Origin of the sequence: Carnobacterium sp. FSL W8-0810, assembly GCF_038007125.1 — a bacterium.
In the GTDB taxonomy this organism is placed as follows: domain Bacteria; phylum Bacillota; class Bacilli; order Lactobacillales; family Carnobacteriaceae; genus Carnobacterium_B; species Carnobacterium_B inhibens.
The window spans coordinates 1924893-1947240 of sequence record NZ_JBBOWO010000001.1; the positions used below are offsets into that span (position 1 = coordinate 1924893).

A 22348-nucleotide genomic window follows, 5' to 3' on the forward strand; every position below is an offset into this window, starting at 1 on the left:
AAATAATTTATAAGTTTAGGTTACAACTTCATTCTCTTATCGTCCAATACTTGTTAAAAAGCTATCTATGCTTTAAAGGCATGGTTTAATCTTTAATTGATTTGTTTTTACCCTTTCTTTATATAAAAGAAATTTTCCGGTTTAGTTCTAGCTCTGTGATAAATTTCTTCCCATTCATCACATTAGACTTAAAGGCAATGCAAAAAGGGGCTGGGAAAAAACTAGCCTCAAATAAAAAAATCGTAATGAAATAATCAAAATTCTGATTGTTTCATTGCGATTTTTATTTTTGACTGATTTTTTGTAAAAAGCATCCGCTTTTCTTCTAGCCTCAAGGGCTAGTTTTGTAAGATTCATGCTCATAAGCATGATCCCGATGTCATTGTGAACGGCTTGCTTGCCTCTGACATGGGTTCTGCGCATGCCAAATACACCTTTCATACGACCAAAAACAGTTTCTACGTCAACTTTTCGTTGTGCGTAGATGGCTTTGCCACGATCGCTTTCAAGGTTCTCTTTTGCATGCTGCTTGAAGTATTCCCAGTTATAGTTGACCGCTGTCTGGCGTTGGGCACCTTTCGGTGTCTTGGCTAGTTGCTTGCGTGTCTCGTCCAGTTGTTCCACATCAGCCTTGTATACTTTAAATTGTCTGCGGAAACCATTCTTATCATTTTGCGTACTATAATGTGAGAAACTAAAACGGACGTCGTCTAAATCCGTATAAGCATCTTCAATCTCGTCATAATCCCAGTTGGCGCGGTGTTTAGGATTCGAGCGATAGGCGTTACTGTTCTCTTTATGATACATGCCGTATGGGATGAGCGGTACTTTCTGAAAGGTATCCATAACCGCCTCGTAATTTTCTTCACTGCCATAACCGGCGTCTGCGACGATGTATTTAAATAAGTCTAACGTTTGAATGGATTCTAAAAAAGGGATAAACGTGCGTGTATCCGTCGGATTGGAAAAAATATCATAGGCAATGACAAACTGATTGCTCGATGCAACTTGAAGATTATAACCCGGTTTTAACTCACGGTTCTTCATCGGATCTTCTTTCATGCACATGAACGTTGCGTCTGTATCTGTTTTTGAGAAACTGTTGCGGCCTTCAAATGTGGCGTTTGCTTCTTCATAGCGTTGCTTACGCGGCAAGAAATCTTTTTCGCATTTATTCCGATGTTTCTTGAGGATGCGACGACGTCGCTTCTGTTCCGAACCACCTTTGGGAATCACTTTTTCTTCTGTAATCGCAGCTTCAACGGCCACAAGTTCTTTGTCCAGGGAAACGATTATTTCTTCAATGCCTTCCGACGTTTTTAATGTCTCTTCCGATAAAGCGAGGTTTACTTTTGCCTGGATGAGTTCATCATACAATTCCGAAACGTTGGCATTGAGTTTTGCTTCATAGCGTTCGATTGCTTTCTTCCAAGTGAAACTATAAATATTTGCATCGGCTTGTATCTTTGTACCATCGATATAGAGCGCGTCTTCGTGAATCAAGCCGTTGTCACTTAAGAGTGTTGTGAAAAGAATGAATGCATACTTGATGAGTTTTGATGCGTGCTCGCTTGAACGGAAGTTATTGATTGTCTTGTAGCTAACAGAAGTATCACCCGTTAACCACTTCATAGGAATGGATTCTTCATTCATCCGTTCCATTTTGCGTCCAGAAAAGGTTGTGCGACTATAGGCAAACAAACACATCTTTAAAAGCATGGCGGGATGAAAGGCAGGGCGTCCCGTATGAGACGTCTCTTCAAGAAGAAATTCCGAAGGAATAGAATCGACAAAACGGCTAATGAGGCGGGCTTCATGATCATTCGGGATTGTAAAATCCAATTGTAGTGTTAAGGCCGTTTCCATTGTGTTATAATTTTGATACATGGTGAGTCACTCCTTTGGTTTTTGGTCGTACTTAAATTATAAGGTATTTGGCTCACTGTGTCTTTTAAAACGATAAAAATCCCCAACTCCTTCAAAATGAAAGAGTTGGGGATTTTCTTTATTCAGAGACTGAGTTTTTTCCCAGCCCCTTTTTGCAAAATTAACTTAGTCTTTTTTTTTATGAAAATCCAACTATATTATGTGGAATATAAGGTTCTTCTAGAAAAATAACATCTTCTGGAGTAAGCTTAAAATTAACGGCTGCCGCTGCTGTTTCTATATGTTCAAGCTTAGTTGCTCCTACTATTGGGGCTGCTACACTTTCTTTTTGTAAAAGCCAAGCTAGTGCTATATGAACACGACTGACCTGGTAGTGCTCAGCCAGTTGTGCAACTCTTTCAATAATGAGACGATCTTTATCAGCAGTCTCATCATATTTAGAACGTGCTATGTTATCTGTTTCTGCACGTTTGGTCTGAACAGAAAAATCACGAGTCAATCGTCCCGAGGCTAAGGGACTATACGGAGTCAGAGCGATTCCTTCTGATGAAGCATAAGGCATCATTTCTCGTTCTTCTTCTCGATAAATCAAGTTTAGATGATTTTGCATAGAAATAAATTTGGCCCATCCATTTCGTTCTGCAATGTTTTGTGCTTTTTGAAACTGCCAAGCATACATTGACGAAGCTCCAATATATCGAGCTTTACCAGATTTTACAACGTCATGTAAAGCTTCCATAGTTTCCTCAATCGGTGTATTGTAATCCCAGCGATGAATAATATACAAATCAACATAGTCTGTCTGCAACCGCTTTAAACTTTGATCGATTTGAGAGAGAATGGCTTTTCTTGAAAGGCCTCCACCATTTGGTCCATCAAACATATGTCCATGAACTTTTGTTGCTAATACGATTTCATCTCGGTTTGCATAGTCTTTTAATGCTTTACCTAAAATTTCTTCGCTTCTTCCAAGTGAATAGATATTTGCTGTATCGAAAAAATTGATTCCCAGATCCAGTGCTCTTTTAATAATCGGACGACTTTCCGCTTCATTCAACACCCATTTGTGAATCCATTTTTCTGGGTCCCCAAAACTCATTGCGCCAAGACAAATTCTCGAAACATCCATACCTGTATTTCCTAACTTCGTGTATTCCATCTCTTTTTCTCCTTTATTAATCATTAAGCCGCTACTACCATTATTTTTACTCAATAGATGAGCGACTTAATCAAAATTATTTTTTACTAATTCATTTCTTATCTATTAAGATACACCTTTGAGTTAACTTTAAGTCAAGTGAAATCCTATTTTTTAATAAATTAATCATTATCATTTTGACTACTTAAACAATGGCTGTTTTGGAGAATAATGAAGTATCTAAACCTTATTCTGATTTAGGCTGCAGTTCATTCTAAAAATTCATCAATAAATATCTTTGCTATGTTGAGGCAACTTTTCAATATGTTCTAAATATGGCAATACATTCTTTCTATAATCTGGTAAATCAAAATCAAATGTTTGGCTGATTTCAATGGTCAATTCTTCAAAAAGGTCGCACATATTAAATAAAGATTGCCATATATTTTTGTAATTTCCATCGGGATAAGTACGGACCAGTTTATTCCAAACGCTGCTCTCAACATACTTCTGAATATTCTTACCGCCTTTTCCAGCGCTAACCTTAAAATCTGTTCGTATACCAATGTGCCAATGCAACATAGTCATCAGCATCTCTCTTACAGGACCTTCCATAATGTATTTAGCAAATGGGAGTTCCTCTCTCCATAAAGCTTTTGCAATATAGGTACTTACCCACCAAAACTCATTGGAGCAGTCTATAAACTCTTTCTCATTAGGCTTAATAATTCGATAAGGGTCTTCAGTAGAAACCACTATTGCTGTAGTTCTGTTGTCTTTATCTAAGAGTATTTTGCGAGCTTCATTGCTCTTTAAAGATTTCTCAGCGAGGTTTACCGGAGTTAATGTTAAATCAATTCGATTTCCATCCGTAAAAAGCATTAAATAAGAAAAGCTTTGCCGTCTACTATTAGTAGGCGGAATAACCATTTGATCCGGCATTTGCAATAGAATTCTTTCTCCAAAGTAGTCTATCCATGAATGGTCTTTCAAAAAAGAATCTATGTCTTCAACGTAATAGACAATATCATAATCTTGAAAAGGGTCTTTTTTAGCTGTGGAGGAAACTCGCGATCCATTCATTTCTACTAGTCTGATAGTATCTATTTCCTCTGCTTTTGTTAAAATTAATTCCAGCATTTCTTTTTCGTTTCTCATTTTTTAAACACCTACCAATGTTAGGTTCGTTTCACCTAACTATTTTCAAGAATATAATTTTCAGATTATTTTTTTTACATTTTACTAATTTGGCAAAGAATGATCGCCGGATTTAAATTGGATCCTATCGATTTGTCTTAATTGAACTTATCTTTTGCTATTTTCTAATCCGGCTAGAATCTCCATCGCTTTTTTATAATCCGAGTTAGGAGTCCCATCTAAGTTTTTATCTGTGATCTCAAATCCCAGCTTTTGATACAATCGGATTGCAACATGACTCCAAGTTTGAGTATGCAGATAAACAGGAGTAGTAGCCTCAAGTTTTTGCAACTGCTTAAGCGTCCGACGTAACATAGCTTTGGCGATTCCTTTTCCTTGGTATCCTGGTCTTACTGCTACCCAATGTACTAGCGGATAGCGAGTGCCATCAGGCAGTTCTTTCCACCAAGCTGAACACGTGCCGATTTTTCTGCCTTCAGAATCCGTTATAAACAGCATTCGCCTTTTCAATTCTTTCGAGAATGGTGCAAATTTCTTCTGGAAATAATCTAGTGCCTGCGCTTCATCCTCAAATTCAGAAACAGCCGTTTCGATAGCTGCCCATTCAGTTTCATCACCCTCTTGGTAAAACTCAAAGTGAAAGCCTTCAGGTAAAGCTTGTTCGGTAACAGGAAGATCTTTCAAGCGGTACATCCAAATTTCTGCGTATGGAATTGTTTTGTCTAACAAAAAAGCACTCCTCTCTTTTTCTCTTTAAATATGACTAACTTTAATGTACCATTCTACGAAGCTAAAGTTAAGTTTAACTATTTTAAAATAAATTTTTCAATACATACAAAAAATGTACTTCTTTCTACTAAAATTCATTCAGAGTTTAAACTTTTGATATTTATATCAAAGGTGTTATAGTTCACATTTCTGTCACATTATGAGATAATTTTTTTAAGGGGGTGTTGTTGTGAAATTAGTTATTACATTCATCGATGGAGAGCAACTAGAACTATGTGACTCTTCAATTATTAATGGTTATATTAATGTTCATGAACTCAATAAAGAATATGAGTTGAAGAAAATATTTTCAAACTCATTTAATGCTATCCATACAAATGAAAGTTCTATGATAGCCACTAGTACACCTCAAATAGGTTATGCTAGTTTAATTGATGAAGCAGACTGGATTACCATAGGAACAGACACTGATTTTGCCACTTTTTATAAAACCTCATCTATAAAATCTATCTCACGAAAATTACTATAAAAATTCTAATTAGAGAGACGATTTATCATTCGTCTTTCTATATTTCTAATGTTAGACTTTCCAGTAGAATTAAAAACACATCATCTGGTTTTATCAATTTCTTTTACACCTTCTTAAGAATACTATTAATTCAGTATGATAGAATAATTTATATTGTAGTATCTTGCATAAATTTTGGAAAAAGATTAGATTCAGTCAACATTTTCTATGTAAACGGGTTCAAATATTTGATTAGATAATTGATAATGTTATGCTAATAGTATAGTAAAGATTCAAAATAAAAACTGACACTAATAGATTAGTTCATTTCATCTATTTTTAAACTATTTCTATTAGGAAAGGAGAAATAAATGAAAAAACTAAGTATGACACTAACTATGTTGACGAGTTTATTTATTTTAACCGGTTGTAATACTATCAACGAAAAAGCAGAAGCTCCTACTCAATCTTCCGTTTCACAAAGTGATACATCAAGCTCGAGTAGTTCGCAAGAGTCTGCAGAAAGCACGTCAAGTACAACCAATTCTGAGGAACAAAGCGATACATCGAATTCAAGCAGCATGGAAGAGTCAGAAGAAAGTACTTCAAGCACATCTGAAAATGTCATCAATTCTGAAGAAGAAGCTTTTATTTTTATCAAAGAAGAAACTGGAATTGAAGCAGATAACACAGACATCGTCTATGAAGTTTTAGAATCAGATGATGACTCTTACACTTTGAAATTAATAAGCCAATCCTTACAAGAGCAAGGCGGTTCTGGAACTGCTGGTATATATAAAGTTTATAAAGATGGTACTTATGAAATAGTAGCCTAACTAAGTTAACAAATAAATTCATCGACTGCCCTGCACATCATGTGTAGGGTATTTTTGGTTGTAATGAACTAATTGAATAAAAAAAAAGACCCCAGAAAGAGTCTTGAAGTTTATTTCACTTTATAAACAACCGTTGTAAGTAAAATATGCGGTTCAGTCAAAACTTGGTTGACAGAAACAATTTCTCCGCTATTTTAATTCTTGTGTTGTCAAGAAGGCTTTTATCAGTGATTCTTTCAATGTAGTACACATCAATTTACTTATTAAAAATTTCCGGGTCTTTTCGAATATTTTTGAAAAACTTGTTCAACAGAATTTAGTTAATTCAACCTTAACACCCCTTGATACAAGATCAAGGGGTGTCTCCCTACCATAATCAAATCAGCACATGGTAATTAATTATTCATTTTTTATTGTTTCTGATGTCATTGTTGAGCAGTCATTGATGATTAAAGGTTCCTGCCAAACCTCATAGGGTGTACATTTGAGCCTGTACGGGCTGTGTGCTCGCCTTTGATTTCCCACCCAACAGCTTAGTTTATAAATCAACCAGCCAATTTGTTTGTTGAATCTGTCCGTCTAATTCTCGTAATTTTTTAGAAACTACATTCATTTTTTTAGTTAATTCCTTCGTATCGACGGTTCGCACCATTCGGATTTCATTTCGTCCAAATCGTCTGATATCATTGGCTGTTTCGATAGTCTCGTTATAAAGACCGTGCTGTCTTCTTAAAGATTCTCTTTCCTCCAACGCCTCAACAATCAATTTATCAGTATCATACAGATGAGCCGAAGTATTTCGTTGATTGACCTTTACGACTAATTGAGAGAATTCTTCATTAGTTTTTTGATAATCTTGTATCAATTCTTCCATGCTTATATCTAATGAATCTCCTTCTTGAATCAAGGAGTTCGCTAAAATTTCCTGCTTAAGTGCCTTTAACTTTGCTTCAAGATCCCGCCTCAAGAGTAATGCCTCCGCAAGTTTCATAGAAAAAACTTCCTTTCAGTTTAAGCGTCTGTTAAAACTTAGATTAATATAAAAGACATTTTTTAGCAAGAAATCTGCCAAAAGAAGTGCAATATTCTCTGCCTTTAAAAAAAAATCGTGATATTCTATCGTTAGCAATTTACTTTCAGAATTATTATCAACAAATTTTTTAATTTCATCAATGGTCCATCGCTTTTATTTTCTCTTACACTCCATACTTTATTGATACCCAGGAACTATTCTTTACATCCATTCTAAATAATAGTCATCATTGTCTTAAGCTCTTCATTACAATAGGCTCTTGCACACAACTAAACAATTGGATTGCGCCCATTGTTCAATGATTAATGTCCAGAATAAAAGAGAACTGCAAGAAGCAATTCTCTTTTGATAATAAACATTTTAATGTTAAACGGAGCAGCGATACCCGCAATTTATCTGTTTTCATTTTCTCTTCAAACCAATCAACGGTTTTATACAATACTTTTTTCAAATTCATAATTCAAAACATAGTTTTGGATATCAAAGTCTTAATGGTCTATACATATACATCTAATTTTTTCATGTGTCTTTTGAATAAATGTTTCTCTAGTAATGTTTGGTATATTTATGTAATCATCTATAGCTCTATTCCAGTTTATTTGACAAAAATTTTATTTGAGATACGATTAATCATATAATAAAACTATAAAGGGGTATTATCTATGGCTAATCAATCAAAAGAACTTGTCCATAACTTGTATAATAGTATTTCACAGTCTGATTTAACAAAATTTGAAGATTTAAAAGAAGTTCTTCTAAAAGTTTATTCTAAATTAGATGACACTAAAGAAAATATCAGTTTAATTAATCGATTGGTAAATTATATCTATTTTACTGCTATGACAGAAAAATTTAAATTTAATGAGGAGCAGCAAAGTATAATTAGCAAATTAAATGATATTGGTGGTAAAGCTGGAGTAAATGGTACATACCGTTCTCCGATAGGTAGTAAATATTCTTTTTAAATTTCGTTTGTTAAGTTGAACAAACGAAATTACATATAATAACTCTTCTAGAAAAGTATATTGTCCTCTTCACATTAGTTATTTACACTATTGTATAAACACATTACAAATGAGTCATAGAATATATTATTCTACATAGATTAGGTCAGAATAATATGTTTTGAGCAACTCTCTTCGTTCACCTCATACTACATCAGTACATTATTACATTCTTATAGCTTCAGCAAATTGAGACCGTCAGTTTCTTGCTTCTTTTTGATCAACTCTAACTTTTTATCCTTTTAATTCATTTTTTCACATCACCTCGTTAATGTAACACTAAATACTTTCAATGAGATAAAAGGAGCCATGGTTACACATTTATGGAATTATTTTTAATGTCTGCGAGCTTTTAAAAAAAGTGGATTCATTCTTAAAACGTAGTACACTATTTTCTAAATCCATTATTATTTCCTATATCCTTTGCCTAACAACACAATATCTGGTTTTACAATCTTCATTAAATCATACAGAATAAACCAAGAAGTAACAAAATAAAATGTAAGTTGTTAGGCAAATAACTTGTCCAATTAATATCAATATTTTTTTAGAAGGAGATTTAAAATAAGTAATAGAAAAGAGATCCTTGTAATCACAAGAATCTCTTTCTCTATATATTCAACTATGCATTAATAAGAAGTACTTAAAAGTTGAAATCATCATCGTCATTATTATTATCTGCTTTAAACAACCAAAATATTAAACCAACTACTAAAACTACTAGTATAGTTATAAAAATAAGTTTACCTAAGAAGAAAATCATTCTATCACCTACTTATTAGTATCAACAATTGCTTCGCCAGTTTGTACTTCAACCCAACCATGTTCTAAACGTGCTTCTACTTCTTTTAACTTAATTAATTCTTCTGTAATGGATTCTGATAATTTTTTGTTTGCTTCAGCCTCAGCTTCTGCTGCTTTTACTTTTTGATAGGCTAAACTATCCGCTTTTGTTTTTGCTGTATCAGCTTCTAAGAGAGCTTTTTCTTTTTCTTGACCAGCTTTAATGATTTCATCAATTGATTTTTGCGTTTCAGCATCTACATCCGGAACTCCAAAGGCAACATCTTCTACCAGAAATCCTTTTGGTTCAACAGCTTTAGTGAAATCTTCTAAAATGGATTGCTGAACTTCTGTTGATTTCGATCCCGTTACATCCAATAAACTATATTTGGCAACAATATTACGAGATGATTTGAGTAATTGTGCTTTCAGCCAGTTTGCTTCAATATCTTCTACGCTAATACTACCAAATTCTTTAAAGACATCAGAAACTTTTTTTGAATCTACTTTATAGGCATATGTAATAGATACATGTGTAGCTTTTCCATCTTCTGTAGCTAAATTCAATTTTTCTGCTTTAACCGTTTGTAATCGAATTGGATATTGGGTTACTTTATCAAGACCTACAAATTTAACCCCTTGACTTAAAGTTTGATCTTTTACTCCGCCATTCATTGAATAACGAACTCCTACATAACCATTTTCGATTTTTTCAAAAAACAAGAAAAAACCGCCTATTAATAACATAACAACTATAATACCAATCATTATTCCTTTAATTTTTTTGATGCTATTCTTATCGTATACTTTTTCATTCATTTATGTTTCCTCATTTCTTTTTTCAAATGACCCACTAACATAATAACTAAAGCTTTCCTTTTTACTTTATTACTTACAAAATATCACCCCGTATAATTGTTTACTGCAATGTATAAAGAGAAATACACAGAATTTTTTTGCATTAAGACTGTGTATTCTTTTCTACATACTTTTTCTTTTACGAGTTGATTATATTTTTTGTCTCTTCCCATAAAAAATCACCTTAATAATTATACCAAAAAATAAGTCAAAACGCTGAACTCTTTAAATATCTATCCTTAACCTGAAAAATTCATACTTATTATAATTAAAAAATAAAAAACAGTCGTTTCTTCAATATTCTATCAGTCTCAATATTTTTTTTATCTTCGCTTCTCCTCTTAACTGAGTTATTTTCAAATAAATCAAATAAAACGGATGAATTACACTGAAATTACTTAACGGAATCTTTTTTAAAATTCCATTATTTAGTTCTTCTTCAACAGCTTTCTGATACACAAAAGTAATACCTAAGTTTTTTTCGACCAGTTTTTTTATTGCTCCAATACTCCCAATCGTCATGACTTTCGAAAAGCTGTCTAAATGGATTCCTTTGTTCTTTATGGCTGTTTCGAAAATAAGCCGTGATCCAGATCCCTCTTCACGCACTAAAATCGTCGTAGAAAATAAGTCATTAATGCTTTGATCCTGTTTCCATAAAGAGCATTTTTCGGAACAGACAGCGATAAACGGTTCCTCAGCAATTTTTTGAAATTCAAATAAAGATTGATTGAATTCTCCTTCCACAAGTGCAAAATCGATTTTCCCATGTTCCAATAGTTCGATCAAGTGTTGAGTGTTGTCCGTTACCATCGAAATATCATGCGTTGGATATTGATTTAAATACGACTCAATGAGGTCCGGCATCATATATTCCCCAATCGTCAAAGAAGCTCCAAATGTAAGAGTAGTGTGTTCTACAGTAGAGGCCAATTGTTTTTGCACTTTAGTAATCTCTCTTTGCAGCAAATAAAGATCCTTTTTCAGTTGCTTGCCTTTAGCTGTTAAGGACAGTTGTCTGTTTTCATAGCGAATCAGTTCGACCCCTAATTCTTGCTGCAAATACTGGATGTGTTGTGTGACAGCGGGTTGAGTAATGTGCAGTCTTTTGGCTGTTGCTGTGTAATTCATTTCTTCTGTCAGTGTAAGAAACGTTTGGTATCGGTAATCTAACATCTCAAACAGTCCCCTCATAATATTATCTTATAAAGATATAATAAATGATTATTTTATTTTATACAAATTACCTTATATGATAATCCTATAAACAAAGGATTGAAGGAGGTTTAATATGTATACTCAAATGAAAAATAATCGTTCCATCTTGCCTGGTCTAATGATCAGCATCATAATTTCATTCATCAGTCAGTATTTGACCCACTTTATGCCGAACATAGGTGCAGCATTGATCGCTATTTTTTTAGGTATCCTATTAGGGAATACTTTTTTGAACAAACCTTATTTAAAAAGTGGAACTAAGTTCTCCGAAAAAGCACTTCTAGAGTGGTCGATCGTATTAAACGGCATGATTTTAGATTTTCAGATCATCAAGCAAGTTGGATCTACAGGATTTATTTTTGTGATTCTCCAAATGATCTTGACGATATTATTTGCTTATTGGATCGGTCGAACTATGAAGTTCAATAAAAAGATGTCTTTATTGATGGGTGCGGGTAACGCAGTATGTGGCTCTTCTGCTATCGGGACCGTTTCTCCGGTGATTGAAGCTGATAAGAAAGATAAAGCTATGTCTATTACTATAGTCAATGTCATTGGAACGATATTGATGGTCTTATTGCCTATCCTCTCTTCTGTTCTGTATCAAAATGAAGTCGTTCAAACATCTGCTCTGATTGGAGGAACTGTCCAATCTATAGGACAAGTCGTTGCTTCAGCTAAGCTGGTCAGCGTCGACGTAACCAATTTATCCATTGTCTTTAAACTCATGAGAGTTCTCCTCATCGTTGGTGTAGCCTTATGTTTCAGCAAAATGAATACAAAAGAGGAAGAATCGTTATTTTCTAAAACGGCTACTAGCTCAACTTCTGAAGTGAACAAGAATTCTAGTCTAATGACTGTTCCTTGGTTTATTATCGGATTCTTCATTTTGTTCATGCTTAGAAGCTTTCTGCCTTTGCCTTCCCTAATGATCTACAGTTCGGAAGTCATCAGCAACCAATTTGAGATTACTGCTTTGGCTGCGATTGGATTACAGGTCAAGTTCTCTGATATCTTAAAAGAAGGACCTCGAACTATGTTGTACGGTTTACTGATCGGTTTCTTCCAAATCGTATTGGCTGTTGTATTAATTAATTGGATGTTCTGATAGAATCATTTAGTAGTTAGAAAAAGTCGTTGTATATCAATGGTTCCAGTAGTTAGTTGCACGGAGATGAACACTTTCAAACAAGGAGAACATAGGAATGAAAAAAGAAACTATATTAAGAAAGATGATACCTGAAGATTATGATTCTATTTTGGATTTAGTGATTAACACCTGGGATTATCGGTCATGGGTCCCAAATAATTTAGTAGCCCCAATGGCCGATTTTTTTCTAAGTGATCTATTACTAGAATCAGACGATGTTTTTGTTGCTCAAATAGGTGACGACATAGTAGGAATTGTAGCAACCGGATTAGTAGACCAAACCAATATTCAGAAAATCAGTACTAGGAAGAATATTTCTTCATTGGAAAAAATATTACGCATTACTGAACCTGATTCGATCTTTTTGAAATACATTCAAACTCTGGAAATCAATGAATTCCTTTTAGAAAAAAGCCAGAAAAATTATGACGCCGGTTTAAATTTGCTTATCGTGAAAGAAGAATTTAAAGGATTGGGTATTGGTGGACTGTTGTATAATCATTTTTATGATTACCTTAAACAACATCAAGCAGAGAATTTCTATTTGTTTACCGACAACTCTTCTAATTACCATTACTATGAACACAAGGGTCTATCCCGCGTAGCTGAGAAAAAATATTATTGGGAACCAGGAAATAATGATACCTTAGAAATTTACTATCTATATGAAGGAAAACTAAACTTATCCGACTAAACGAATTAACCGTTCCAGTTCAAAAATTATTTTATGAATATCTGAATGACATACAAGCAGTTGAGTTGATTCGTCATCTACAACTTTCTTATACTCCACATGTGTTCGATCGAATATTTTTTTACCTCATAGCGTTAATTTTTCGTAACCTTCGATTTCCATATAAATTCCTCTTGCATTCATATAGCTTGTTCCATTTGCGTACCCTTAATATAACAATAATCCGGCCATTCCGAAATTTATACGCATATGAACAAAAAAGCCCAGAACCACAAAGGGTTCTGAGCTCATTTCATTGTTAAATTATCGTTCGTCCATAAACGCTTTTGCTGTATATTGGGCTTGCTGAATCGTTTGCCCGGCATCATTATTCTCATGTTGTGTTCCACCAATTAATACACCGAGGAAAAATAAATTATCCATACGTCCATATTGTTGGTTAAGCACACGACACTGTGGCCAATCCACTAAGATAAATTTCCCATTCACATGCGGCATAATTAAGCGGCGATGGAACAGATTTTTAATTAACTCAGAGTGTTTAGTCAGTATTTCAATATTGTTTATAAAACCTGTCGCGTTAACGACAATATCAGCTTCGGCTTCGCTATCCTCCGTCACAAATTGGAAGCGTCCATTTTCTAAAACATTTACTTCTTTTAAACCAGCAACGGTTTCTACTTTACCCGCATCGATTAATTCAAATAACCACTGATAGCTGTAGTAAGGTACTTTCGTTTTGAAAAACAACATAATCTGATAATAGTTTTTCATATACTCTTGTTGGTCTTCACCTGACAATGCATTATATAAATGCGGAAGATTTGGAACAGAAGTAGCCGCGTATTTCTGAACAGCTGCCAATTCCTGGTCTTTCATATCAAATGCTTTGCGGAAAACATCTAACGTTCCAGATTTATAACGATTATAAACTGCCATTGGCTCAACATTCTCTTGTTTTAAATCATCTTTAATCGTATCGAGTATGACTTGGAGCGGAATAAACCCACCGTGTACTTCTTTTTGTTCTTCCACCCAATCTTTTGTTAAGTGATATGTAAAATCATCCTTCTCATAAGGAATAGCTACACAGTAAAACGGTTCTTTTAAATCATAAAATGTTAGGGGTTGCTCTAATTCATAATTAGACGTGAAGAAACGCATCAAGTCAACACCTGTAGCACCACTTCCAACAACCGAAATCTTTTGATTATTGTCAAAATTTGCTAGTTTTTCTTTCATTGGGTAAGGGTTATGAATATAATTTTCAGTACCTTTTAAATCATAGAAATCATTGTATTCAGGATGTCCGACTGAAAAGAATACCGCATCATATACACCATCTTGCCAGCCGTCTTCCGTTTTAATACGGTACACAAAATTGCCGTCTTGTGTATCATCTGCTGGTTCTTTTGTTGAAGCATCTAGCACTTCAACGTCAACAACAGTATTTTGAACGTGGTGTACTTGTTCGTGCGTATAGAATGGGGAAAAGCGCTCCACTAAATATTTTCCATAATGTGGCCGTGAAACGAGTTGCTCAAAATTCGTTGGTTCTTTAAAATGACTTTCTAACCATTCCGTAAAATCTAATTCATTATTTTCATCCACACTCAAAACATCCGAAGAGGTGTTTAACATAATTGATTCGTCGTCAGTTGGTTCATAAGGTAAACCTGAGCCTAGAGACTGACGGGGTTCATAGACATCGATTAAGTCATCGGCTTGGAAATTCGGATGAGTTATTAAACTTTTTAATACATTGGAACCAGAAATTCCAGCTCCTACAATAGCAATATCCATTGTTATCCTCCTATAACTACAAAACTAATCCAACTAATTATACCTGAATAATTCATACTTTTAAATATCAAGTTATTATGCCAAGAGACTAAAAAAACAGCGTGAGTCCGTTGCCTCACGCTGCCTAAATCAGATTTTATTTTTAACTAAATTTAGCTCATCAACACCTTGAAATACATTCAGACGCTGGAAATCAATGAATTTCTTTTAGAAAAAAACCAGGAAAATTATGATGCCGATTTAAATTTGCTTATCGTGAAAGAATAATTTAAAGGATCGGGTATTGTAGGACTGTTGTATCATCATTTTTATAATTACCTTAAGCAACACAAAGCAGAAAATTTCTATTTGTTTACCGACAACTCTTCTAATTATCATTACTATGAACACAAGGGTCTATCCCGCGTAGCTGAGAAAAAATATTATTGGGAACCAGGAAATAATGATACCTTAGAAATTTACTATCTATATGAAGGAACGCTAAACTTATCCGACTAAACGAATTAACCGTTCCATTTCAATTATTATTTTATAGGTTAGAAAAAAAGCAGGCAGAAACTATTCATACTAATTTATACTTCTAGTTTACTTATTTATATAAACTTTCTCAGAACCACTACCAAATTTAAGTTCCGACAGACACTTCTTATATAGTCCTAACGTTTGCAATAGAAGCTTACTATCTGAATCCGAATAAAATGAATAGCGTAAATTACCTTTTCTATCTAAGCCAGTCTCAGTCTTTAAATGTTCTATTTCATAAGCTGAGACCACGGAATTATTAGCTCCAGAGTTTACACCTATGATATATTTCAAGCGCTTTATTTTATCTTGACTGATTTTCCATTCTCCTAAAGTTCGAGATTTCAAGTTGCGATCATCTCGCTCTCCGAAACTGTAGTGTAAGTCCTCGTTTCTACTCAACTGAAATGAGTCATTTACCTTCACAGAAAGAATCAATACATCTGTGCAAATTTCTTTCAAAGAGAGAGGCTCATAACCAAATACTCTTTCTAGAGTTTCCACGCTCGTACCAAATGACCCATGACCTTTTACAAGATTCGTCAATTCGATATCACTGGTCAAACGAATAAAATTGATTAAAGTATTTTCACTTGCGAAAGCTGCATTCTCACTCATCCCATAACTAAGAATCAGCTTCTCTACTACATTACCTGAATGGATTATCTCTCTGATTTTTGAGACCTTTAATTGTTTATCAGATTCATGACCTTCGTTTATTTCTTCATAGGACGCTTTCCCTAAAGCATATTTTTGTGAGCAAAAACTCTATTTCTATACCCTTTACCAACGTAAAAGACTGATTTATCTCTAGAATCAACCAAACAATAAACATAATATCTTTTACGTTTATCTTTTTCCAATTCAGCCAATGTAGAATCAGAAAATCTAATTAAATTTGACACTTTCTTACGACCCCTTTTCGCCCAAATGGCTTGAGAGTAACTGCTATTTTAGCTCCCTATCCTCATCCTTCATGACCTTACTAATCCAAGAAGTTGAACTCATCAATTTTCAGGTACAAAAAAAAAGAGTGGCATGAATCCATTCTCTCTTTGATAATAACTATCGCCTCATCGACATATCGAACCAGCTTACTTATTAAAAATTTTTGGACCTTTTCGCATATATTTAAGATCATTTTTTGGTGTATCGATCTGTTTAGGTTTTCCGCCACCTGCTTGTTTCTTTTTGATCAACTCTAACATTTTCTCTTTTGAATTCATTTTTTCCACCACCTCGTTAGTGTAACACTAAATACTTTCAGTGAGATAAGAAAAGTAGTGACTATATTAATGGAATTATTTTTAATGTCTGCGAGCTTTTAAAAAATAGTGATCGATTCTTAAAAACGTAGAACACTATTTCCTAAATCCATTATTATTTACCATATCCTTTGCCTAACGTCACATAATATGGTTTTATATTCTTCATAAATAATACAAGATAAATCGTAAATAACAAACAAATTTTGGTTCATTGAATGGATAAATTGTCTAAGAAAAGTCAGTATATTTTATTAAAATGAGATTCGAGATAAATAACAGAAAAAAGCAACAGTTTGGAATGAGACTTAAGATACGGAACAAAAAAAAGAGATCTTTGTAGTCACAAGAATCTCTTTCTCGAAATATTCATCTATGCATTTTCAAGCAAGTACTTAAAAGTTAAAATCATCATCTTCATTCTTATTCTCTGCTTTAAACAGCCAAAATACTAAATTAACAACTAATATTACTAGTATAGTTATAAAAATAAGTTTACCTAAGAAGAAAATCATTCTATCACCTACTTATTAGTATCAACAATTACTTCACCTGCTTGTACTTCAACCCAACCATGTTCTAAACGTGCTTCTACTTCTTTTAATTTAATTAATTCATTAATTCTTCTGAAATAGATTCTGATAATTTTTTATTGGCTTCAGCCTCAGCTTCTGCTGCTTTTACTTTTTGATATTAAATAATTATTTCTTATATAAATCTATTCCATTAATTTTTTCTACAGTATCTTTGAATTTTTATTTAAATATCTCAATTGATAATTGAGATTCTGAATAAAATTCAACACCATAGTTATCTACTAAGTCCTTAGTTATCAAATATTCAGATACTATAAACATAGGGATTACTTTCCAAATATCTTGTTCTAATCTATAATATTTTAAAATATAATCCCAATTTTCTTCTACCCAAGAGTATCTTCGTAAATGTTTATTGATAAATGATTTGTTTCCAGAAAACATTTTTTTTCGTTCCATAGCAATTTCATATGGATTTCTAGAAAAACTAAAGTCTTTAGTTTCAATTAAATAAATCTTTTTCTTTTTTCTATTAATAGCAAAAACATCAATATCACCAAGTGTCTTGTTATCTACATCAGAAATATGTTTATTTCCTATTTTAGAAACACCTTTGATTACTTCTAACTCTTCATAATTTTCTAATCTTTGTTTTACCCGTTCATTAAATATATCTCCTTCTATATTCCTCAACCTTGACATTAAATCTTTCATTGATTTACCTTTTGTTATTAGTTTGCCTTGCCAAATCAATTGTAAAAGATACTTCCTTGAGTGGAGAATATTTCTAATACCAAATATATACTTATCCTGATATCCAATTACAGGTTTTCTAATAAATGATAATGGTCTATTAAAAACCCAAGGAAAGATATCAATACTTTTATATCCCTTAGGTGGGTCTAAGTACGATAACCTTTCTTCTAAAGTAATGAAGTTCAAAACTAATAAAATGGTGTCACGTGATAAGATTCCATTAGATTCTTGAAAAATTTTATCTAGAGCAACTTCTTTTTTTACAATCCATATTATTCTATTTAGATCATCAAAAATATCTACCAATAAGTTAATGACTGCATCATACTGTTCATACGTAAATCCAAAGGAATCTTGAAATGAGTCATCCAATTTTTCATTTAGTAACGATTCTATTCTTTTTTTATAACTTGTATCTTTGATTTGATTTGTATTTTTAACTGTCAAATAATCGTTTCTAGAAGATAGCATTGCATTATTTACACTTTCAAAATCCTTTTTAATTAAACCTATTCTATTTGATGGTAAAAACTTAATTGTAGTATCTACTAAATTGTAATTAAAATAGTCACTTTTGTGAGCCCATTCTATTATTAATGAACATACCGCTAAAAGTCTTTCTAGTTCCCAAATTCCGGCATTAGAAATTCCTGAAATTGGTGTTGCAGCTACATACTCTAACAAAAATTTAGTTGCTAATGAACAACGATTGTTTTCATTCAACTTATTAAAAAAGTACTCTTTTTCTAATGGAGATAAGGATATATCATTGTTATAAGATGACTCATCTCTTAACTGCAATGGTAACAACGTTTCAATTTGAGAAACTAAAATATTAATTAATTGGTACTTATCAAACTTTTTCACTTCTCTTTCCAAGATAGAATAAAGTTTACCCACAATATCATTACAAAAATCCACATTATACTCTTTTGGAATCGGACCATGCTTATACTCTTTCTCTTTCAAATACATTCCTAATTCATCTAATAATTTATTTATTTCATATTCGCTTACTGTAAGTAGTTTAAAACCTTGAGTAGGTATTTTTAATTTACCACTATCATCTATAACAACGCCCGTCATTTTCTTTTTAAAAACCGGTTTAAAAAGAGTTTCTATATATAATTCATCTACTGATTCTGAGATAATATTAACAACACTTACTAACATTGATTTTTCATAATGATTAGTTTTACTTATTCCCATATTTTTGTAAAAATTTGCAGGTATTTCTACAAATAATTTATTTTCAACTCTATTTATTTTAATATTTTTACTTTCTCTAGGTACGTTGTTTTCTACAAAGTAGTTTTGTATATCTATATTTTCTAACTGTAAATATATTAAAATATCACTTGAAATCAATTTGTTAGAATAGTATTTTTCAAGCCAATATGAAATAGTATCTAAACAATTAAATAAAACATCAAGTTTTTCTGATTGATTTATTTTTTCAGTTACAACTTCAATTAATTTTTTATTTTTTGACTCAATGAAACACTTTAACTCATTATCTTTTGACATGTCTACTAAATATCTATTGTCGAATTCTTCTTTCATTCCTGTATACCAATTATCATCATGTAAAGACCTAAACAATTTTTCACTATTTTTTTTCAAAGCCTCTAAATAATAATCTGATGTTTCTTCAATAGCTATAGATGTTTGCTTTTTTCTATAATCAATTTCATCATTCGCATAAAATGACATATCATTTTTAGAAAAAAATACCGCTGACCAAAAATCACCATACATATTAGGAAAAACTCTGTTCGTTTTAGCTACCATAAATCTTGGTAAAAATAAAGTGTCTCTCTCTACTGCAGAAATAGCCTTTAATTCCATAGCATTAAGTTGTATTACAGAAAGTTTTAAGTAATCAATTGAATATACTATTGAACCCTTAAAAATATCGCTTACAATTAAAATAAATATTTGTTCTTGCTTTATCCCAATTTTATGTAAAGAATTCACTATACTTAAAATTCTATTTGATATTTTTTCTGTTAAATCAATAGATTCATTTGTTCCATTAAATAAACCACATACCAAAAGTAATTTATCATTTACAACGGTAAATATAGATTCTTTGTAATTATTTCCTTCAATTAAAGTTAAATTTAAATCGCTCTCTTTCACTTTAAAATGGCCTAGTTTTTTTAAGGAATACCCAATATCTTTCCAAACTTCTTCAAATATATTCTGATTAGATATTTCATTATCGAGAAAATTACATAGTGCATTTGCGATGGAGGTTGCATCCAATAGTATAATCTCATTATCTGTATCTATAAATGGTTTTATCAAAAAAGAATGATCTGTCTGTGAAAAAGGTTTATTTTTCTCTAAATTAAAGTTTAATTTATCAATTAGTAAACTATTAAAATATTTATTTCCCCGTTCATACTTTATAAATCCTATATATTTATCTATAGTGGCTTTATCTGGAATGAATATTTCACTTTCAAAGGTTAGTTCATTTGTTAAATATAATTCATCACAAATAGACGTAGATATATTTAAGTAGAAACTCATAACATCAACAATAATCTGTTTTTTTCCTTCAGACAAGCTATTTTTACCACTGCGAAAAATAGCTCTTATTAAAATTCCCAAATTATATGAGCTATTCTGATTTATTCCTGGCAATACTTTATAATTTCCATAAAACTGAATATCATCAATATATGGACCATCTAGTGGGTCAATAGCTACTTTAGATCTTAATTGATTAATAGATCCTATTATTTTTTTGAATTTGCCATAACTCATAGATATACCATCAAAGTTCCAATTATTTTTGTATAACCATCGTAACATTTCTGTTGTAATAGCATCTATTAAAACCGCTTTATCTCTGTTTTTAAAATGAAATCTTAATGCGGAGATCCTCTGTAAAAATTGACTCTTGTTATACTTATTAATACTTTTAATTATTTTTTCTATTTTATCATTATCTCCTTCTTTTAAAGAGTCTAATGGACTCATCAAATTAGTAAACATATCTTCATCTAAAAAATTATTTTTTTCCACAAATTTGGCCTCCCTGCTAAATTTTCTTTCAGTATACCAATAATTTTATGTTTAAGAAGTACTAATTATATGATACTTTTAATTAACGCCGATTGTAGAATTAAGCTAGACAAATAAAAAAGCGAAAATTTCGAGTTTAAGTTAGCCACTTTTAGTTATTATATTTATATCTTAGTATCTAGCTATCGAACTGAAATGAGTTGAACCTTGTTTGTCAAAGTCTCACGGGTCAAACAGCCGTACGTTCTTGTTGGAGTGCTTTCACGAAACAGCCATGTGGTGTTTGATAATCTAGGATTCTTCTAGGATAGTTATTCATCCATTGTTGAATCCGTAGACATTGAGCTTCGCTCACATCAGTCATTGGCTTGCCTTTGGGAAGGAAACGACGAATCAATTTATGTTGGTTCTCACTTGTTCCACGTTCCCATGACGTATAAGGATGACTGAAATAGACATCCACCCTATCTTGTAAGGATTCGTTTAATCCTGCGAATTCAGATCCATTGTCAGAAGTTATGGTCTTAAAAAGGCTACTGAAGTTTTCTCCAGCACGTTCTCGTAATGCTTGAACTGCTTGATCGACCGAATAAGCATCTTTACCATTTAATTTCAAGATAACTTCAAAACGCGTTTGCCTTTCGGCTAACGTTAGTAAGACGGCATCTGATTTAACCTTGTTTCCTATGACAGTATCGATTTCCCAATGACCGAATGTTTCCCGAGTTTCGACGACTTCTGGGCGCTCATCTATGGATGTCCCTAGTATTCGTTTATTAAGACGAGGTTTATGATCCAGTTTTTTTATTTTTCGGGATAGCTTTTCGAGCAAATCTAAGTTTGTTGTTTTCATAATACCTCGGTCAATCCACTGGTACAGAGTGGTCGTACAGGGAATAATCGTAGAACTGAATAATCCCTGATTTGAGGCAAAACCAACCACAACGTCTGGGGACCACTTTTCATGAATCATCTTGTCATCAGCCCAGTTAATAAACGTATCTGTATCGGCCCATTTGGACCGTCTACCACAGTTTAGCCGTTCTTTATCGTAGTGAGCTTGTCCCGCATCAGCATTATAAACAGAGTCATAATAGTCATACACCTTGTCTTTTTGTTTTTGGCGTTTTAATTGTGTAATGGTTCCTCTTTTGATTTCATTATGAATCGTTTGTGGAACTCGCTCAAGAACTCCAGCTATTTGTCGGTTTGAATAGTCTTCCTTTTTTAGAACCTCTATTTGGCAGCGTTCTGCATAAGAAAGGTGTTTTCCCTTACGTGAATCTATGTTACTCTTAGTTTGCGTCATGTGAATTCACCCTTGTCTATTGAAAGTTAGTGGTAACTTCAATATAACATGAAATTCACGTGGCGTTTTTTAGTTAGCGGTGGCTAACTTCATTATAAAATTCACCGTATTCGATTTTTTGAAAA

General features: G+C 32.7%; 17 protein-coding genes. 5 read left to right on the forward strand and 12 right to left on the reverse strand.

Annotation, left to right across the window (positions count from 1 at the left end):
- Nucleotides 1–177: 177 nt before the first annotated feature.
- From NST49_RS09335 to NST49_RS09350, 4 genes are all read right to left on the reverse strand, one after another.
- On the reverse strand, nt 178–1887 hold the full coding sequence (locus NST49_RS09335) for an IS1182 family transposase (RefSeq protein ID WP_341048244.1): 1710 nt from the start codon (nt 1885–1887) through the stop codon (nt 178–180).
- A 178-nt stretch (nt 1888–2065) separates the two neighbouring features.
- Nucleotides 2066–3046 carry an aldo/keto reductase gene (locus NST49_RS09340; protein WP_251166049.1) on the reverse strand — a complete coding sequence of 327 codons (981 nt, stop codon included), beginning with the start codon at nt 3044–3046 and terminating at the stop codon, nt 2066–2068.
- Nucleotides 3047–3310: 264 nt separating this feature from the next.
- Nucleotides 3311–4183 (reverse strand): aminoglycoside 6-adenylyltransferase, encoded by an 873-nt coding sequence (locus NST49_RS09345; protein ID WP_251166050.1) that lies wholly within the window; start codon nt 4181–4183, stop codon nt 3311–3313.
- Nucleotides 4184–4330: 147 nt separating this feature from the next.
- Nucleotides 4331–4912 carry a GNAT family N-acetyltransferase gene (locus NST49_RS09350; protein WP_251166051.1) on the reverse strand — a complete coding sequence of 194 codons (582 nt, stop codon included), beginning with the start codon at nt 4910–4912 and terminating at the stop codon, nt 4331–4333.
- Nucleotides 4913–5141: 229 nt separating this feature from the next.
- Between NST49_RS09350 and NST49_RS09355 the strand changes: the two genes are divergently transcribed.
- Nucleotides 5142–5441 carry a hypothetical protein gene (locus tag NST49_RS09355; protein WP_034536612.1) on the forward strand — a complete coding sequence of 100 codons (300 nt, stop codon included), beginning with the start codon at nt 5142–5144 and terminating at the stop codon, nt 5439–5441.
- A 350-nt stretch (nt 5442–5791) separates the two neighbouring features.
- On the forward strand, nt 5792–6256 hold the full coding sequence (locus NST49_RS09360) for a hypothetical protein (RefSeq protein ID WP_341048245.1): 465 nt from the start codon (nt 5792–5794) through the stop codon (nt 6254–6256).
- Nucleotides 6257–6794: 538 nt separating this feature from the next.
- Here the strand turns inward: NST49_RS09360 and NST49_RS09365 are convergent.
- Nucleotides 6795–7247, reverse strand: coding sequence for a DIP1984 family protein (locus NST49_RS09365; RefSeq protein WP_251166052.1), 453 nt, complete (start codon nt 7245–7247; stop codon nt 6795–6797).
- A gap of 704 nt (nt 7248–7951) precedes the next feature.
- On the opposite strand from NST49_RS09365, the gene NST49_RS09370 reads away from it, so the two are divergent.
- Complete coding sequence (locus NST49_RS09370) at nt 7952–8254, forward strand: bacteriocin immunity protein (RefSeq protein WP_341048247.1); 303 nt, start codon at nt 7952–7954, stop codon at nt 8252–8254.
- Nucleotides 8255–9064: 810 nt separating this feature from the next.
- Here NST49_RS09370 and NST49_RS09375 read toward each other — a convergent pair.
- On the reverse strand, nt 9065–9895 hold the full coding sequence (locus tag NST49_RS09375) for an SPFH domain-containing protein (protein ID WP_211251478.1): 831 nt from the start codon (nt 9893–9895) through the stop codon (nt 9065–9067).
- A 333-nt stretch (nt 9896–10228) separates the two neighbouring features.
- A complete protein-coding gene (locus NST49_RS09380; protein ID WP_341048254.1) occupies nt 10229–11110 on the reverse strand; it encodes a LysR family transcriptional regulator in 882 nt (293 codons plus the stop codon).
- Nucleotides 11111–11225: 115 nt separating this feature from the next.
- Between NST49_RS09380 and NST49_RS09385 the strand changes: the two genes are divergently transcribed.
- Complete coding sequence (locus NST49_RS09385) at nt 11226–12260, forward strand: YeiH family protein (protein WP_341048256.1); 1035 nt, start codon at nt 11226–11228, stop codon at nt 12258–12260.
- Between the two features lie 97 nt (nt 12261–12357).
- On the forward strand, nt 12358–12996 hold the full coding sequence (locus tag NST49_RS09390; RefSeq protein WP_341048258.1) for a GNAT family N-acetyltransferase: 639 nt from the start codon (nt 12358–12360) through the stop codon (nt 12994–12996).
- 303 nt (nt 12997–13299) lie between these two features.
- On the opposite strand, the gene NST49_RS09395 is transcribed toward NST49_RS09390, so the two are convergent.
- The 5 genes from NST49_RS09395 to NST49_RS09415 all read right to left on the reverse strand — a co-directional run bounded on the left by NST49_RS09395 (nt 13300) and on the right by NST49_RS09415 (nt 22223).
- The gene (locus NST49_RS09395; RefSeq protein ID WP_341048260.1) at nt 13300–14799 is read right to left on the reverse strand and encodes an FAD/NAD(P)-binding protein; all 1500 of its coding nucleotides are present in this window, start codon (nt 14797–14799) and stop codon (nt 13300–13302) included.
- Between the two features lie 585 nt (nt 14800–15384).
- Nucleotides 15385–15939 (reverse strand): hypothetical protein, encoded by a 555-nt coding sequence (locus tag NST49_RS09400; protein WP_341048262.1) that lies wholly within the window; start codon nt 15937–15939, stop codon nt 15385–15387.
- 476 nt (nt 15940–16415) lie between these two features.
- Entirely contained in the window at nt 16416–16547 is a 132-nt protein-coding gene (locus NST49_RS09405) for a hypothetical protein (RefSeq protein WP_341048264.1), read from the reverse strand.
- A gap of 794 nt (nt 16548–17341) precedes the next feature.
- Nucleotides 17342–20914 carry a hypothetical protein gene (locus NST49_RS09410; protein WP_341048266.1) on the reverse strand — a complete coding sequence of 1191 codons (3573 nt, stop codon included), beginning with the start codon at nt 20912–20914 and terminating at the stop codon, nt 17342–17344.
- Nucleotides 20915–21143: 229 nt separating this feature from the next.
- Nucleotides 21144–22223 carry an IS30 family transposase gene (locus NST49_RS09415; RefSeq protein ID WP_341048268.1) on the reverse strand — a complete coding sequence of 360 codons (1080 nt, stop codon included), beginning with the start codon at nt 22221–22223 and terminating at the stop codon, nt 21144–21146.
- Between the last annotated feature and the right edge of the window lie 125 nt (nt 22224–22348).